This is a genomic window from Alcaligenes sp. CHO6 (assembly GCF_037120595.1).
Lineage (GTDB): Bacteria > Pseudomonadota > Gammaproteobacteria > Burkholderiales > Burkholderiaceae_B > Alcaligenes > Alcaligenes ammonioxydans.
Map to the genome: position 1 here is coordinate 349,053 of NZ_JBANCI010000001.1, position 14,733 is coordinate 363,785.

The following is a 14,733-nucleotide window of genomic DNA, read 5'->3' on the forward strand; positions in this document are numbered from 1 at the left end:
GTCTCCTGAGGTGGGTACCGCGTGTTAAGGCTAAGTGGGGGGCAGGCGCTGGGCCATCAGCTCGCAGGCAGCAACGATGGGGTTGATGACGGGGACGGCCAGCTTGTTTTGCAGCGCCTGTGCGCTTTGTGCCAGGGGCCCGCCGCCGATGATGACGGCCCGCGCGCCGTCTAGCTCAATACATGCCGCGACGCTGTCGGCCAATTCCTGATACTGACGCTGCGGCGCCTGGGCCAGATCCAGCGGAGCGGTGGGGGTCAGGCGCAGGCCCGCGAATTGTTCGATCCAGCCATAGCGTCTGACCTGATTCAGAATCGATTGCTCCAGCTGTGGCGTGGTGGTGGCGATGCCAAAAGGGGAGCCTACCTGCACGGCTTGCTGCATGGCAGCCTGTCCTATACCGATCACCGGTATGCTCACGCTCTGGCTCAGGGGCTGCAGGCCAGGGTCACCAAAAGCGCCGATGATGACACCGTCCGCGTTCCTGACCTGAGCCAGTACCAGCGGGTGTTCCGCCATGGCGGCAGCCTGCTCCAACTCCTCCTGGGTGGTCAGCATGCCTGGGCCTTGGGGAGCGCTTAGCCCCCGGACCTGGATATCGCTTCGCTGCAGGCTTTGGAAGCACGCCTGGGCGAGCGCCACCATCATGTCCGTCGTGGGGCGGGAGGTGTTGGGATTGATGAGCAGTACGGTATGAGACATAAATACGAGGGCCGCAGCAACACGGCTTATCCAATTGAAATCAGGTATCGAGGGGGCGACCAAAGGTTTCGGGTGCCAGTTGCAGAACCGCGGCAAAGGTGATGTACATCCCCGCCATCAGGGAGAACATGCCGGCTACGCCATGAGCTTCCAGTACCCAGCCGCTCAGCGTCGGGATGAAAGCGCCCGCCAGGGTACCCAGGGCCAGAATGAATGCGGTTCCAAAGGCTCGCACACGGGTGGGATAAAGCTCGGGGGCGAAAATCCAGATGGTGGTGTTCAGCAGCAGGACGCAAAACTGGAAAGCTGCGCCAAACAGCAGCACCAGATAAATATTGGTACTTAGAAATCCGAAGGCCAGGCCACTGGCGCAGGCCAGCAAGGCTCCCGTGGTAAAGACACGTTTGCGGGGCAGACGCGACCCCAGCCAGGAGGCGGTCAAGGCACCCAGCAGACTGCCTGATTGCATCAGGATCGTAAAGGTGTAGCTTTTCACCAGCGAGTAGCCTTGTTCGACCAGCAAGGAGGGCATCAGCGTCAGAACCGTCAGTTGTGCCCCGTAGGTCATGCACACGGCGATGCCGGTGACCAGTGTACGCATGGCCAGAGGGCCTTGGAAAATCTCGCCCAAGCGCACACGTTCGACTTTTTGCCCTTGCGGACCGCTGTGCAGATAAGGGTAGGGCTGGGCAACAGGGCGGCCCAGCTTGCCCGAAGCCAGAATGTTCAAAACCTGATTGGCCTCCTCGATCCGGCCTTGCGACACCAGAAAACGCGGCGTTTCAGGTATGTAGCGACGATAGAACAGCACCATAAAAGCGGGCATGACCAGCAAGCCAAACACCCAGCGCCAGCTTTCAGGGCCGGGGAACAGGGTGAAGACCAGCAGGCCGAAAGCGGGGGCGAGCATATTGCCCAGGCCGCCGCCTGCCACGTTGATGGTGCCCACGGCGGTTCCGCGAAAGCGCGAGGAGCAGAACTCGGCCAGCATGGTGACGGCAATCGAGATTTCGCCGCCTAGACCAAAGCCCACAATGACCCGGCCCAGCCCTAACACCCAGTAGCTGGGGGCCAGGGCGCAGATCAGGGCTCCCAGCGTAAACAGCGCCAGATTGATGGTCAGCATGACGCGTCGACCATAGTGGTCGGCGATATAGCCCGAGAGCAAGCGCCCCAGGGCAGCAGCGGCGAAGGTCAGGGTGTTCAGAAAGCCGACGTCACGCGGTGTCAGCCCCCAGTGTTCCTGCAGCAGCGGGCCGACCAGGCCCACGGCATTTTGCTCCAGCACATCAAAGAGCACGCCCAGCAAAATCAGGGCCAGCACTTTGCGGTGCGAATGGGTGACGCCTATGGTTTCCAGCGAGTTTTCCAGTTGCTGCTGAACCGTAGGGTGATCGCTGGCCGTAGAACTGGCCGGTGCCGGCCCGGTGTCGGCTGGCAAGGTTTGCTGCTTGCTAGACATGGTTTCTCCTCGTTTCAGGACGCGTATGGCCCAACATCATTTTTTCACTCATTATGAAAATGAAAAAATATTTTCAAAACTAGGGTAAACGAGAAAGTTTTTGCAAATCTTGCGTAAGTCTAGGGCGGGATGTTGATATAAAAGGATTTTTAATAAAAAAAGGATCATCGCAATTTGCGTATGATCCTTATACGATTCCTGCCATGACATCGCCGGGGGCGGCCACACCTGCCTGGGTGGGCGTGCTGGATAAGTGCCTGTGAGGCGAGGGCGGTAAGCTACAGTTCCAGAAAGCTGTCGTGGAAAGCCTCTACCAGGCCTAAATGACGACGTCCGGCAGGACCGGCTTGATCCATGACCTGGCTCAGGATCAAATGGCAAAGGCCGATCACGGCCACATGGTTATCCAGCACACCGGGCGATTGGACGTCACAGCGCAGGGTCCAGCGACAGGCGCTTTTCTCTGCGCTGAGCTGGTCAGTGATGTGCAGCACATTCGGGTTCAGCTGCGCCATCTGTTCAATAAGCTGGTCCATATTGCGCACCCGACGGCGCAGGGCAAAAATGACCACCACGTCGTCGGCATGTATGCCTGCCAGATGTTCGCCCATGGTCTCACCCGGGCCAGGAATCAGTTGAGCCTCGGGGACGATTTGGAGCAATTGCCAGCGAAAGTAGCTGGCCAGGGCCTGGCTGGAGCGAAATCCCAGCACCCATACCTTGCGCGCATCCAGAATGGACTGAGCCACCTCCTTGAGCAGCGATTCGGGCAGGCGTCGGTATGTGGAGGCCAGATTGTTCTGACTTTGCTGCAAATGCGTCGTCAGTGATCGTTCGGCTTCCGTTTCGGTGGCTGCCAGCAGCAGAGGAGAACCCGCTTTTTTTTCAGATCGGACTTGTTTGCGGGCCGCTTCATAATTCCGATAACCCAGTCGCCGGATGAAGCGGGTGACAGTCGCATTGGATACATGGGCCAGGGACGCCAGTTCGGAGGCCGTGTAGCCCGCCAGATCCCCCGGAAAGTCCAGGGCAAATTCCGCCAGGCGTCGTTCAGATGGGGAGAGATCGTGAAGAATGTCACGTATGCGTCCGACAAAGGACTTCACGGCGGTATCAGACATAAGGTTCCGTACTCAGCGTTGGTGTGTTCTGGATTTTACGGGCAAGCGTGTCAAACGGTGGCAAAAACTGATATGCGCCGTCGGGAAGCAGGCTACAGATCTCCGCGTTCGGCCATGGAGACGGTCTGACTGGGGGTGACAATAATATGGTCCAGCAAGCGGATATCCACCAAGGCCAAGGCCTGACGAATATGGCGGGTCAGACGGATATCGGAGGCGCTGGGGTGCGCGGCGCCCGAGGGATGGTTGTGGGCCAGAATCAAGGCGCAGCTGTGATGACGCAGGGCTGAGCGCACAATTTCCCGAGGGTAGACCGATGCTTGATTTATCGTCCCCCGGGCGATCTCTTCCGCACAGATCAAGCGAAGCTGGTTGTCCAGGAACAGGGCCAGACAGTGTTCCACTGGCAAATGACCCAGATGGGCCAGACAGTATTCGCGCACTTTGTCGGCATGGTTCAGCACTGGCAGGCCGTTTAGGGATTCCAGGGCGCAGCGGCGTTGCAGCTCGCGGATGACCAATAGTTCCGTGCATTTGGCTGGGCCGATTCCATCCAGTTGGCGCAGGGCTGAAGCATCGGCCGATAATAATCCTTTGAGTCCGTTAAAATGATCGAGCAACATCTGGCCCAGCTCGACAGCGTTGCGCTCGCGTGTCCCGGTGCGCAGCACAATACCCAGCAGTTCAGCGGTCGTCAGACAGGTGGGGCCGTGCGCCAACATGCGCTCACGGGGCCCTTGGCGGCGTAAAGTGGATGTGGCCATAAGAAACGCTAAAATGCGGTAATTGAATGATTTTCTATAGTGAGCGATCGTGAGTAACTCTGCTAGTTCCGAGCTTGGAATTGTCCGTCAGGATTCCTACCTGACTTTGCACTATCGTATAGAGCTGGCCAGCGGCCCGGCAGCAGGCTCTGTGTTTGCGGATACTTTTACGGGCCGTCCGGCGACCTTGCAGATGGGCAACGGTCAGTGGGCCCCCGGTATGGAAGAGAAGTTGCTGGGGCACCGTGAAGATGAGCGTTTTCAGCTCGACATCGCCCCTGAGGAGGCGTACGGCGCCCGTAATCCTGACCTTTTGCAGCGTATCACCCGCGAAATGCTGGCCAGCAACGCCGCTGAAGGCGTGGAGTTCGTACCCGGTGATATGGTCGAGTTTGCTGCCCCTAATGGCAGCCGCTACTCGGGCGTGCTCAAGGAAATTGACGACAAGACTGCCTTGTTCGATTTCAACCATCCCTTGGCCGGTGTGGCCTTGCGTCTGGATGTTCATATTTTGGGGATTCTGTAATGAGTCAAGTTGCTCCTGTTCAGAACGCTGAGGTTGTTCTGGCCCAGCCCCGCGGATTCTGTGCGGGGGTTGACCGTGCGATTGATATTGTCGAGCGTGCTTTGGAGTTGCACGGCGCGCCTATCTACGTGCGCCACGAAATTGTTCACAACCGGTATGTGGTGGAAGATCTGCGCAGCAAGGGGGCCATCTTCATTAAAGAGCTGGACGAGGCCCCGGCCGGTGCGATCGTCATCTTTTCAGCGCATGGCGTATCGCGTCAGGTGCGTGACGAGGCCGAGCGGCGTGGCCTGAAAGTGTTCGATGCCACCTGCCCGCTGGTGACCAAGGTGCATATTGAAGTGTCCCGTATGCGGGCCGAAGGTCGCGAGATCATCATGATTGGTCATGTGGGCCATCCCGAGGTCGAAGGCACATTGGGTCAAGCCGACGGAGGGATGTACTTGGTCGAGACGCCGGAAGATGTAGCCAAGCTGAATGTGGCCGACCCCGACAAACTGGCCTTTGTGACGCAAACCACCTTGTCGGTGGATGATGCGGCGGTCGTGGCCCAAGCCTTGCGCGAACGTTTCCCCACCATTGTCGAGCCCAAGAAAAGCGATATCTGTTACGCCACCCAGAACCGCCAGGATGCGGTCAAGATCATGGCGCCGCAGTGTGATCTGGTTCTGGTGGTCGGCAGTACCAATAGCTCGAACTCCAATCGTTTGCGTGAAGTAGCCGAGCGCAAGGGCGCGGAAGCTTATCTGCTGGATAAGCCGGAGATGATTGATCCGGCCTGGCTGGTGGGTAAAAAGCGCGTGGGCGTGACAGCGGGCGCATCGGCACCGGAAGTTCTGGTCAATCAGGTGATTCAGCGCTTGCAGGAATTGGGCGTAGGCAAAGTGCGGGCCCTGGATGGGGTGGAAGAAAATATTGCCTTCCCGCTGCCCCGAGAGCTGTCGCGCAAGATTGAAAGCCTGAACAAATAAAAAAACGAATTTTGCAGGGTGGACAGGAGACAAGATGATTCTATATAGCTACTTTCGCAGTTCCGCCGCGTACCGGGTGCGGATCGGTCTGAATCTCAAAGGTCTGGATTACCAGATCAGGCCGGTTCATCTGCTCAAAGATGGGGGACAGCAGCATCAGCCCGATTATGTGCAGGTCAACCCTGTTCAACTGTTGCCCGCCCTGGATGATGACGGTCTGATCATTACGCAATCTCTGGCCATTCTGGAGTATCTGGACGAGCGTTATCCCGAGCTGCCTTTGTTGCCCAAGGCCTCGGCAGATCGGGCCTGGGCGCGATCCATGGCTCAGACGGTAGCCTGCGATATTCACCCCCTGAACAATCTGCGCGTATTGCAGTACCTGAAAAATGATTTACATGTTCAGGAGGATGCGCGCAACCAGTGGTATCGCCACTGGGTCAGCGTTGGCCTGGAAGGGCTGGAGGCCCTGGTGCTGCGGCATGGCAAAAAGGGTCAGGCCTTCATTTTTGGTGATCTCCCCAGCATCGCCGAGATTTGTCTGATTCCGCAAATGTTTAATGCCCGTCGCTTTGACATCGATCTGACCGCCTTCCCCCGCTTGTTGGCCATAGAAGAGAAATGCCTGGAACTGTCTGCCTTTCAGGAAGCAGCTCCCGACCGTCAACCCGATGCTGCTTGAACGCGCGGTGTGACGGTGATCCGGTCGGGGGCCGACCGGACGTTACCCGCCTGTCAGGCGGGTTTTTCTTGACTTCTTGCTGGGAGCTTCCTGGCAGGAGGGCGTAAAGGACGAAACATGATGATTGGTTTTTGTGGGCTGGGCCGGATGGGCCAGCCTATGGTGAGGCGTCTGTTACAGGCGGGTTATCAGGTTCGGGTTTGGAATCGTTCCCGGGACAAGGTGCTCCCCTTGGTAGAGGCTGGTGCCATTTGTTGCGATACGCCGGCACAGATGGCCGAGCAATGTGAGGCCGTGTTTCTGTGCGTTTTTGATGCGCAGGCGGTATACGATACCGTTCTGGGTGAACAGGGGCTGGCCAGCGTCCAGGGCGCGTTGCGCATCGTAGTGGACCATTCCTCGATTTCACCGCAGGCAAGCCGTGACATGGCAGCCCAGTTGCAGCAACGTTGTGGCGCGCACTGGCTGGACGCCCCCGTGTCAGGCGGTGTCGGTGGCGCCGAACAAGGTACGCTGGCCATTATGGTCGGAGGACAGGCAGCGGCATTGGAGCGGGTTCGTCCTGTGCTGGCCGCTTATTCACAGCGCGTGACCCTGATGGGCGCGGTGGGCGCTGGTCAGGTAACAAAATTATGCAATCAGACCATTGTGGCCACAACTTTGACGGCGATTGCCGAGGCGTTGAGCCTGGCCAATGACAATGGCGTGGACGCTTCCCGAATCAGCGAGGCGCTGGGGGGCGGCTGGGCCGATTCGGTTTTGCTGCAATTGTTCGTGCCCCGCATGACCCGTCCGGACACGCAGGTCAAGGCATCGGTGGACACCATGCTGAAGGATTTGAACACGGTGGCGCAGTTGGCCAGTGTCAGTCATACGAGCATGCCGGTGGCCCATGCTGCCCAACAAACGTACCGTAACGCCCACCGGATGGGACTGGGTAAGGAAGATGTCGCTCGCATTACGCAGGTGAATAGTTACAATTACGGGGAATAAACTACCATCAGTCAAACTTAGTTTCGGTATTATGTCGGCTATTTGAAGTTGGGACTGTAGGTCTACAAAAGGGAAGTCATGAAGAAAAGTACAGGGCTGGTCACACTGGTTGTCGTGCTAGCGGCCGCATATGGCGGTTCGACTTGGTACACCGGCAAGAAAACAGAAGCGCTCGTGGGCGAGAAAGTGGCCCAGTTCAACACCCTGGCTGCCGAGCAAATGCAGCAAATGGGAATGAACGAGACGGTCGTCATGAATGTAGTCGACTACCAGCGTGGCGTGTTTTCCTCTACCGCTCGTTACACCCTCACACTCACGCCAGCCGACGCACAAGAGCAACCCTTGGAGTTGACCTTCGACGACAAGATCAGCCACGGTCCGCTGCCCATGTCCGCCTTGGCAATGGGCAACTTCACCCCTGTTGCGGCCTTGTCGCACAGCACCCTGGTCAAGACCAAAGATACGGAAGGCTGGTTCAAGCTGACGGGCGACAAGACTCCCTTGTGGGCCGACAGTCTGGTGGGCTTTGACGGCGCGGTGGACTCCAATGTTCACTTTGAAGCCATCAAGCATCAAGGCGATGAGATCAAGGTCGAGTTCAGCGGCGGCCAGTTGCGTACCAAAGCCGGTGGCAAGAGCAAGGATATTGTTGTGACCGGCAGCTTCCCCAAGCTGTTTGTCGATGACATCAGCGAAGAGCCCTTGAAGCTGGAAGCCTCCAACTTCATCATGGACTTCAAGCAGACCGGTGACATCAATGTCAATGGTAACCAGGTCGGCAAGCTGAGCGTAGATGACGTCAAGATGCAGTCGGCCGAGACCGAGGGTATTACCTTCAAGCAGATCGCTGTCAATTCGGATGCCGTCACCAAAGACTCCATCAGCGATACCAAGGTGAGCTACCTGTTGACCGACCTGGTGTTTGAGGACAAGGTCAAGCTGGGCTCAGTTGAGCTGGTCATGGGTTTTGATCGCGTGTATGCGCCGGCTATCTCCGCCATCTCCAAACTGATTTCTGACACCAAGGTGCAAGACGATCTGGAAGCGGTTGACGGGCCTACCGCCCAGAAGGTGATGGAGCTGGCGCTGCAAGCGCTGGAGCACAAGCCTGTGCTGCGTATCGAACCCCTGCGTTGGTACACAGAGGCTGGTGAATCCAAGGCCAATCTGCGCATGGAGTTCCAAAAGCCCAATGCGACGCAACAAGAATTGCTGGAAAGCCCCGAGCTGTGGGTTGAGGCAATTCCTGCTGCCCAGCTGGATGTCCTGATCTCCAAGCCTATGCTGCGTGGTCTGGCCGCGGAGATGGACAAGGCAGAGGGCCTGTCCGCCGAGGAGGGCAATGCCGCCATGCTGGATATGGTTCTGGATGCCGCCGTGGCTCCTTATGCCGAGTCCAAGATGCTCAACAATGATGAGAACAGCATTTCGACCACGATCAAGTACAACGGTCAGGATCGTGTGTTCGACATCAACGGTCAGCGCTTTACGTCCGAGCAGTTGTTGGGCCTGGTCCTGATGGGCATGATGTAATTGGTCTGGACCTGGTCCAGTGCAAAGCCCACCGGAGTCCGGTGGGCTTTTTAGTGTGGGGCTGCAAACCGTGGATGTGGCCTTTTTTGTTTCTTGTGTTTAAAACGGAGCGGATTTAATGGCCAGCTTAGCGGATCAGTTGTCCAGATTGGTCTACAGCACGGACCAGGGGCGCGTATGCCCGGACTGTGAACAGCCGAAAAACCAGTGCTGTTGCGAGGAGAAGCGCCGTCAGGAAAAGCTGGCCCAGGAGCAGGGGCCAGTGCGTTTGAGTCTGGAGACCAAAGGGCGCAAAGGAAAAGGCGTGACCGTGGTCACAGGACTGGTGATGCCTGAGGAGCAGCTCAAGGCCTTGGTCAAGGAGCTGAAAAACGCCTGCGGGGCAGGCGGGACACTGAAAGAGGCAGGTCTGGAAATTCAGGGAGACCATCGAGCCCTTGTGCAGGCGCGCCTGGAAGAAAAGGGCTTGACGGTCAAACGGGTAGGCAGACCCTGAGAGCCAATTAGAAGCTGTAACCCAGGCCTACTCCGCCAAAGACGCTGCTTTTTTTCTCCACCAAGGGGCTGTCTTTGGCCTCTTCCCCCAAGGTGTTTACGCCCACCAGTCCTTGCAGGGACCAGCTTTCGCTGAGCTTGTGGGTGTACTGGCCGTACAGCGCATAGGAGCGCAGGCCAGCATCTGGGCGGTAGCGTTGCAACTGACCATTGCTGGCGGCGGCCTCATGCGATTTCACCCCGAAGTAGGTACGCATGGCTTTTTCATTGGACCATTTCAGTTCGGCACCCATCGAGAAACTGCTGTCCTGATCATTCCACAGGCGGTAGCTCAAGTCCAGAACGGCTGTGGCACCGTAGCCGCTTTTCAGCGCCTGATAGTAACTGCCCTCGATTTTGGCATTGCCCAGACGGTAGGCCGTAAACACCCCTAGGTTGCCGTGACGGTCAATATCGTCCGTGCCGTGCAGGCGGTCAGCATCACCCGATTTACGGGCACGGGCCAAAGACGCATAGGTGCCGATGGTCCAGTTGTCGGTCAGATTGGTTTGCAGGCCCAGGGCAGGCATGCCAGCTTTGGGGGCCAGAAAGAAGTGCCCATTGCGGTGTGACAGCAGGGGATAGAAGCGGCCGCCGTAGCTGTCAGCCCCCTCATACTTGGGTGCAAAACCGACACCCACGCCCACCGTGGTTTGCTGCGCCAGTGCCTGACTGGTTCCTACGGTACACAGAATGGCTAAAAGGCAGGGACGCAGTGCAGAACGAATGAGAGTGGGCATGGCAGATTTCCTTGTGATACAGGTAAAAACAGGCCCGCTTGTGGCGGGCCTCGTTATCGTATCAAGGTTTGGGGCAGCGGCGACAAAATCATGACCGGTCTGTATGGTCTGTTGTTCTGACCCTACATGCCCTCAGGCGCGAATATAAATCCAGTTTTCAGCCTGTAATTGCACCAGCGTCGTGATGGCTCCCTGCGCCAGAACCTGAAAGCGTTCAGGTGCGCGGAGCGACTGATTGCGCAGCGTATTCGGGCACAGGAAGGTCACGGTGTCCAGATCGTGTTCCATGCCCTGGACACAAGCCTGAACGGCCTGTGCGTTGGCAATGATGCGAATCTGGGCCTCGGGCATGTCCTTGAGCAGGTTACGCGCATTGCTGCGGGCCCGCTCCAGGGCGTCGGGGGTGGGGGCATGCAAGAGTACACGGCTTGTCATGAGTCGGTTTTCCTGGTGAATTAGCGAGGGCCGAAAACCCGTTCGCTGATGTCGGGTGAGGCTCCGGTCTGCATTTGGATACGGCCCTGCTCATCTTGCCAGATCATGGCGGGCGTGGCGCGCAGATCCCATCCCATCATCAAATCTTCGTTGCGGGTCAGGTCGGCCTCAATGTCGCTGGGCACGCTGTCCAGGCCTTTGATACCGGCGCTGCGGTCTTTCAGCATGGCCAGGGAATGCTCGTTCAAGGCCTGGGTGGGATTGTCGGCGGCGAGAATGGCAGCCGACTTCAGACTGCTGCTGGGAGCCAGAATACCCACCATCACATGGCGCAACTGCACTTTTCCGGACTCGACCCAGGGGCGGGCCATTTGCCAGAACTGCATGCAGTAAGGGCAGTTGGGATCGGTGAAGACATAGACTATGCGAGGTGCTGTGTCTTCGCCATCCTTGATCCAGCGGGATTTTTCCAGCTTGCCCAGCATGTCCTTGGCAATGACCGGCTGCACCAGCTTGTCCAGACCCGCCGGGCGTACTTCCTCGCCCTTGGCATCGATCATGGTGCCCACCATCATGTGTTGTCCATCGGGCAGCTTGTAAATGGCCAGCGCCTGATTACCACTGTAGGCCCCCCAGGCTTTCAGCCCGCCCGGGGCGTCAAATTCACCCACAACAGACAGCCCCTGTTCTTCCAGGGCTTTCAAGGCAGCCGGAAGCTCAGCCGCGTAAGCGGCGGTGCTGGCGTACAGTAGGCTGGCCAGAGCCAGACGAATCGAAAAAGAGGAAAGCGGCATGGTGTTAATCCTGCAAAACAGTCGGTGAATGTATATATCCAGAAAACATATACTAAGAGCCATATGGAATAAAAGAATGGGACTAGGTCGCGCAGGGATAGTTCCCCATTCCTGTTCCGAGCGGGCTGTATTTCCGCTGTGGTCTGGACTTAAGTACGCAGCTTCAGGTTGGCCAGCTCCAGCAGGCGGTAGGTTTCATGGACGGGCAGTCCCATGACACCGGTATAGCTGCCACTCAGGTGGCTGACAAACGCTCCGCCCAGACCCTGAATACCATAGGCACCCGCCTTGCCCATCGGTTCCCCGCCCGCGCAATATTCCTGGATTTCCTGCTCACTCAAGGTTTTGAAACTGACTTCACTGATGCTGATGCTTTCAAATTCCACTCCACCTACGCCCAGTGACAAGGCCGTCGTCACTTTGTGGCGGCGGCCCGAGAGTTCGCGCAGGATACGCGCCGCATCGCTCGGATCGGCGGGTTTGCCAAAAATGTCCTCGCCCATGCTCACGGTGGTGTCGGCGCTCAAAATGGCGCGCTCCTGATCCAGCTGGCTGTTTTGCGCGCGCCACTGCAGGGCCCGCTGTAGCTTGTCACGAGCCGTGCGACGTACGTACTCCAGTACGGTTTCTTGTGCCAGACGGGGTTCGTCCTCGCCGGGAGGGCTGGGAACAGCCAGAACCTCATGCGTGATCTGTATGCTGTTGAGCAGGTCGTGGCGGCGAGGACTGGCTGAAGCCAGGTAGATGGGCTGAAAAGGCATAGGAACCAGAAGTAAAAATAGGTTTAGGCGCGATGATAAGGGTGCCCGGTCATCACGGACCAGGCGCGATACAGTTGTTCGGCCAGAAAGATGCGGACCAGCGGATGGGGGAGCGTTAGCGAGGACAGACGCAACATGCCATGGCAGCTCTGCTTTAAGGTCGAATCCAGGCCATCCGGGCCGCCCACCAGAATCGCAATGTCCTGACCACTATTGCGCCAACGCTCCAGCTCCTGGGCCAGTTTGACGGTGGTCAGATCCTTGCCGCGTTCGTCCAGGGCAATGCGCATCGCCTGGGCGGGAATGGCCGCTTCAATACGTTTTGCCTCGGCCTGCATCATCTGGGCAGGCGTTTTGCCGCTGGTACGGGGTTCGGCCTTGATTTCACGGAGTTCTATGGCGCAGTCCTGGGGCATGCGGCGTGCATATTCCTGCCAGCCCTGTTCCACCCAGTCGGGCATACGCTGACCTACCGCGATGACAATGAGTTTCATGAAACGTCGTCAGAAGAAACAAAAAAGAAATGAAGGAAAAAAGGGCCCCCACGCTACGCCTTCGGCTTGCTTCTCCCGACGGGGCGCTTGTTACCTTGGGGCGGCCCGGCGGTAAAAAGCCCTCACGCTGCGCCTTCGGTTTGCGCTCCACCTCGCGGCCAGCAAGCCGCTTGGATTCGCCAGGGGACATTTTTTACCGCAGGCGCCGAGCTTTGGGAGCGGCCCGGCAATAAAAAGGCCGCAAGCTTGGTTGCGGCCTGAGTACCGCCGGGAAAGGGCGGAGGGGGTGCTTAGTCTTCGTCGTCGGCAGCGCTGGCGAAGAAGCCAGCCGGTGGGACCTGACGCGATTGCGGCAGCAGCTCCACTTCGACGGGGCGCTCGCCCCACAGTTCTTCCAGGTTGTAGTACTGGCGGATGGCGGGCTGCATGCAATGCACCACGATGTCACCCAAGTCCAGCAGCACCCATTCACCGGTGTCCTCGCCTTCATGCGCCAGGACTTCGACTTTGTTTTGACGTGCTTTATCAGAAACGCTCTGGGCCAGAGCGCGAGTTTGCCGGTTGGACGTACCACTGGCGATGACCACACGATCGAACAGGCCGGTCATGTGGGTTGTGCTAAAGACCTTGATGTCTTGAGCTTTGACGTCCTCGAGGGCATCGATGACGAGTCGTTGAAGTGTTTCTATATTCATAAAAAGAACTATACAGGGCGCGCCTGTGGGTGGGAAAGATAGAGCCGTTTTTTGTCAATGTATTGAGCGACTTTTTCCGGGACCAGGGCTGTGATGTTGTCACCACGCTGCACTCGCTCCCGAATCTGGGTCGCCGAGACATCCATGGGAAGAAAGTCGATCTGATGTAAACGGCGTTGAAGCCGGCTCAGTTCCTGCTGCAAGGCCGCGGGCGTTTCCAAGGGGCTGCCAGGGCGCTGGGCAACAGCCAGTTCGACGTGCTCGAGAATTTCCTGCCAGTCGTTCCAGCTGCAAAAATTATGCAACTGATCGCTGCCTAAAATCCAGAAAAACCGTGTTCCGGCAGGCAACTGGCGCACGGTGTCTATGGTGTAGGTGGGGCCGCCGCGTTCGATCTCTACCGGGTTCACCCGCAAGCCGGAGTGGCCTTGCGCCGCCAGTTCCGCCATGGCCAGACGATCCTGGGCGCTGGCGCCCAGCGCATCGCGTTGCCAGGGCTGGGCGGCAGGCAGAAGCTGTACCTGATCCAGCTGCAATTGCTCAAGCGCGGCGAGCGCCAGCGCGACGTGAGCCTTGTGGATGGGATCAAAACTGCCTCCCAGAAGCCCTACACGCTTTAAATCCATTCGCGCGGCACCAGATATTGCGCCAGGGCCGCTTCCGGCGTGCCCGGTTCGGGCGACCAGTTGTAGCGCCAGTTTGCTTGAGGAGGCATGGACAGCAGGATGGATTCAGTACGTCCTCCCGACTGCAGACCAAAGAGGGTGCCCCGGTCAAACACCAGATTGAACTCGACGTAGCGCCCACGGCGTATGGCCTGGAAGTCCCGGTGCGCTGGTGTATAGGCGTGATCCATGCGGGCACGCACTATGGGTACGTAGGCGTCGGTAAAGGCATTGCCTACCGAGCGCGTCAGTGCGAAGCTGGCCTCAAAGCCGGGCTCGTTCAGGTCATCGTAGAAAATGCCGCCAATACCGCGGGTTTCGTTGCGATGCTTCAGATAGAAATACTCGTCGCACCAGCGCTTGTAGCGCGGATAGTAATCCTCACCATGTGGGGCCAGGGCGTCGTGGCAGACCTGATGGAAATGACGGGCATCGTCCTCGTTCAGGTAGTAGGGCGTCAAGTCCATACCGCCGCCAAACCAGAACACATCGGCCTGGTCCGCTGTCTGGGCCTGAGCCACAAACATACGCACGTTCATGTGCGTGGTGGGCACAAAGGGGTTGCGCGGGTGAATCACCAGCGATACCCCCATGGCCTCCCAGGGGCGACCGGCCAGCTCTGGACGGTGAGCACTGGCCGAGGGGGGCAGGGTATGCCCCTTGACGTGGCTGAACAAAACGGCTGCCCGTTCGAACACGGGGCCGTTCTCCAGCAGGCGGGACAAGCCGCCCCCGCCTTCTGGACGATCCCATTGGTCCGACTCGAAGGGCGTGCCGTCCAATTGCTCCAGGGTGTCCACGATGTGGCTTTGCAACTGACGGAAATAAGCCTGGACGGTATCAATGGGTAAAGACATGGAA

Annotated in this window: 18 protein-coding genes; 6 read left to right on the forward strand and 12 right to left on the reverse strand. The window is 58.2% G+C overall.

Going from position 1 to position 14,733, the window contains the following annotated elements:
- Window positions 1–30: 30 nt before the first annotated feature.
- From V6936_RS01585 to radC, 4 genes are all read right to left on the reverse strand, one after another.
- Window positions 31–702 carry an aspartate/glutamate racemase family protein gene (locus tag V6936_RS01585; RefSeq protein WP_301605881.1) on the reverse strand — a complete coding sequence of 224 codons (672 nt, stop codon included), beginning with the start codon at window positions 700–702 and terminating at the stop codon, window positions 31–33.
- Between the two features lie 40 nt (window positions 703–742).
- Window positions 743–2,164, reverse strand: coding sequence for an MFS transporter (locus V6936_RS01590; protein WP_301605880.1), 1,422 nt, complete (start codon window positions 2,162–2,164; stop codon window positions 743–745).
- Window positions 2,165–2,442: 278 nt separating this feature from the next.
- The gene (locus V6936_RS01595) at window positions 2,443–3,285 is read right to left on the reverse strand and encodes a MurR/RpiR family transcriptional regulator (RefSeq protein WP_003802806.1); all 843 of its coding nucleotides are present in this window, start codon (window positions 3,283–3,285) and stop codon (window positions 2,443–2,445) included.
- 92 nt (window positions 3,286–3,377) lie between these two features.
- On the reverse strand, window positions 3,378–4,049 hold the full coding sequence (gene radC / locus V6936_RS01600) for a RadC family protein (protein WP_003802807.1): 672 nt from the start codon (window positions 4,047–4,049) through the stop codon (window positions 3,378–3,380).
- A gap of 49 nt (window positions 4,050–4,098) precedes the next feature.
- Between radC and V6936_RS01605 the strand changes: the two genes are divergently transcribed.
- From V6936_RS01605 to V6936_RS01630, 6 genes are all read left to right on the forward strand, one after another.
- Window positions 4,099–4,575, forward strand: coding sequence for an FKBP-type peptidyl-prolyl cis-trans isomerase (locus V6936_RS01605; RefSeq protein WP_230406177.1), 477 nt, complete (start codon window positions 4,099–4,101; stop codon window positions 4,573–4,575).
- Complete coding sequence (gene ispH / locus V6936_RS01610; RefSeq protein WP_003802811.1) at window positions 4,575–5,546, forward strand: 4-hydroxy-3-methylbut-2-enyl diphosphate reductase; 972 nt, start codon at window positions 4,575–4,577, stop codon at window positions 5,544–5,546. The genes V6936_RS01605 and ispH overlap by 1 nt, the downstream gene beginning before the upstream one ends.
- Before the next feature lie 34 nt (window positions 5,547–5,580).
- On the forward strand, window positions 5,581–6,228 hold the full coding sequence (gene maiA, locus V6936_RS01615; protein WP_003802813.1) for a maleylacetoacetate isomerase: 648 nt from the start codon (window positions 5,581–5,583) through the stop codon (window positions 6,226–6,228).
- 117 nt (window positions 6,229–6,345) lie between these two features.
- Window positions 6,346–7,221 carry an NAD(P)-dependent oxidoreductase gene (locus V6936_RS01620; protein WP_059317977.1) on the forward strand — a complete coding sequence of 292 codons (876 nt, stop codon included), beginning with the start codon at window positions 6,346–6,348 and terminating at the stop codon, window positions 7,219–7,221.
- Between the two features lie 78 nt (window positions 7,222–7,299).
- Window positions 7,300–8,754 carry a YdgA family protein gene (locus V6936_RS01625; RefSeq protein WP_003802816.1) on the forward strand — a complete coding sequence of 485 codons (1,455 nt, stop codon included), beginning with the start codon at window positions 7,300–7,302 and terminating at the stop codon, window positions 8,752–8,754.
- A 118-nt stretch (window positions 8,755–8,872) separates the two neighbouring features.
- A complete protein-coding gene (locus tag V6936_RS01630) occupies window positions 8,873–9,250 on the forward strand; it encodes a translation initiation factor (RefSeq protein WP_059317975.1) in 378 nt (125 codons plus the stop codon).
- Between the two features lie 7 nt (window positions 9,251–9,257).
- Here V6936_RS01630 and V6936_RS01635 read toward each other — a convergent pair whose 3' ends face one another.
- The 8 genes from V6936_RS01635 to hemF form a co-directional block, all read right to left on the reverse strand.
- On the reverse strand, window positions 9,258–10,028 hold the full coding sequence (locus tag V6936_RS01635; protein ID WP_059317974.1) for a MipA/OmpV family protein: 771 nt from the start codon (window positions 10,026–10,028) through the stop codon (window positions 9,258–9,260).
- 132 nt (window positions 10,029–10,160) lie between these two features.
- Complete coding sequence (locus tag V6936_RS01640) at window positions 10,161–10,463, reverse strand: DsrE family protein (RefSeq protein WP_003802825.1); 303 nt, start codon at window positions 10,461–10,463, stop codon at window positions 10,161–10,163.
- A gap of 20 nt (window positions 10,464–10,483) precedes the next feature.
- Entirely contained in the window at window positions 10,484–11,257 is a 774-nt protein-coding gene (dsbG, locus tag V6936_RS01645; protein ID WP_336579276.1) for a thiol:disulfide interchange protein DsbG, read from the reverse strand.
- Window positions 11,258–11,406: 149 nt separating this feature from the next.
- On the reverse strand, window positions 11,407–12,018 hold the full coding sequence (locus tag V6936_RS01650; RefSeq protein WP_003802832.1) for a Maf family protein: 612 nt from the start codon (window positions 12,016–12,018) through the stop codon (window positions 11,407–11,409).
- A gap of 23 nt (window positions 12,019–12,041) precedes the next feature.
- Window positions 12,042–12,512 (reverse strand): 23S rRNA (pseudouridine(1915)-N(3))-methyltransferase RlmH, encoded by a 471-nt coding sequence (rlmH, locus tag V6936_RS01655; RefSeq protein ID WP_003802834.1) that lies wholly within the window; start codon window positions 12,510–12,512, stop codon window positions 12,042–12,044.
- A 290-nt stretch (window positions 12,513–12,802) separates the two neighbouring features.
- The gene (gene rsfS, locus V6936_RS01660; protein WP_039943627.1) at window positions 12,803–13,207 is read right to left on the reverse strand and encodes a ribosome silencing factor; all 405 of its coding nucleotides are present in this window, start codon (window positions 13,205–13,207) and stop codon (window positions 12,803–12,805) included.
- Between the two features lie 8 nt (window positions 13,208–13,215).
- Window positions 13,216–13,833 (reverse strand): nicotinate (nicotinamide) nucleotide adenylyltransferase, encoded by a 618-nt coding sequence (nadD, locus tag V6936_RS01665; RefSeq protein ID WP_003802838.1) that lies wholly within the window; start codon window positions 13,831–13,833, stop codon window positions 13,216–13,218.
- The gene (hemF, locus tag V6936_RS01670) at window positions 13,824–14,729 is read right to left on the reverse strand and encodes an oxygen-dependent coproporphyrinogen oxidase (RefSeq protein ID WP_003802840.1); all 906 of its coding nucleotides are present in this window, start codon (window positions 14,727–14,729) and stop codon (window positions 13,824–13,826) included. The genes nadD and hemF overlap by 10 nt, the downstream gene beginning before the upstream one ends.
- Window positions 14,730–14,733: the final 4 nt, after the last annotated feature.

What these genes read in the sequence shown, in the direction of transcription:
- hemF (WP_003802840.1), bottom strand. Translation starts at nt 14,729, where the DNA reads ATGTCTTTACCCATTGATACCGTCCAGGCTTATTTCCGTCAGTTGCAA.
- V6936_RS01640 (WP_003802825.1), bottom strand. Translation starts at nt 10,463, where the DNA reads ATGACAAGCCGTGTACTCTTGCATGCCCCCACCCCCGACGCCCTGGAG.
- nadD (WP_003802838.1), bottom strand. Translation starts at nt 13,833, where the DNA reads ATGGATTTAAAGCGTGTAGGGCTTCTGGGAGGCAGTTTTGATCCCATC.
- V6936_RS01595 (WP_003802806.1), bottom strand. Translation starts at nt 3,285, where the DNA reads ATGTCTGATACCGCCGTGAAGTCCTTTGTCGGACGCATACGTGACATT.
- V6936_RS01635 (WP_059317974.1), bottom strand. Translation starts at nt 10,028, where the DNA reads ATGCCCACTCTCATTCGTTCTGCACTGCGTCCCTGCCTTTTAGCCATT.
- V6936_RS01625 (WP_003802816.1), top strand. Translation starts at nt 7,300, where the DNA reads ATGAAGAAAAGTACAGGGCTGGTCACACTGGTTGTCGTGCTAGCGGCC.
- V6936_RS01590 (WP_301605880.1), bottom strand. Translation starts at nt 2,164, where the DNA reads ATGTCTAGCAAGCAGCAAACCTTGCCAGCCGACACCGGGCCGGCACCG.
- V6936_RS01630 (WP_059317975.1), top strand. Translation starts at nt 8,873, where the DNA reads ATGGCCAGCTTAGCGGATCAGTTGTCCAGATTGGTCTACAGCACGGAC.
- radC (WP_003802807.1), bottom strand. Translation starts at nt 4,049, where the DNA reads ATGGCCACATCCACTTTACGCCGCCAAGGGCCCCGTGAGCGCATGTTG.
- V6936_RS01650 (WP_003802832.1), bottom strand. Translation starts at nt 12,018, where the DNA reads ATGCCTTTTCAGCCCATCTACCTGGCTTCAGCCAGTCCTCGCCGCCAC.
- maiA (WP_003802813.1), top strand. Translation starts at nt 5,581, where the DNA reads ATGATTCTATATAGCTACTTTCGCAGTTCCGCCGCGTACCGGGTGCGG.
- dsbG (WP_336579276.1), bottom strand. Translation starts at nt 11,257, where the DNA reads ATGCCGCTTTCCTCTTTTTCGATTCGTCTGGCTCTGGCCAGCCTACTG.
- V6936_RS01620 (WP_059317977.1), top strand. Translation starts at nt 6,346, where the DNA reads ATGATGATTGGTTTTTGTGGGCTGGGCCGGATGGGCCAGCCTATGGTG.
- rlmH (WP_003802834.1), bottom strand. Translation starts at nt 12,512, where the DNA reads ATGAAACTCATTGTCATCGCGGTAGGTCAGCGTATGCCCGACTGGGTG.
- V6936_RS01585 (WP_301605881.1), bottom strand. Translation starts at nt 702, where the DNA reads ATGTCTCATACCGTACTGCTCATCAATCCCAACACCTCCCGCCCCACG.
- ispH (WP_003802811.1), top strand. Translation starts at nt 4,575, where the DNA reads ATGAGTCAAGTTGCTCCTGTTCAGAACGCTGAGGTTGTTCTGGCCCAG.
- rsfS (WP_039943627.1), bottom strand. Translation starts at nt 13,207, where the DNA reads ATGAATATAGAAACACTTCAACGACTCGTCATCGATGCCCTCGAGGAC.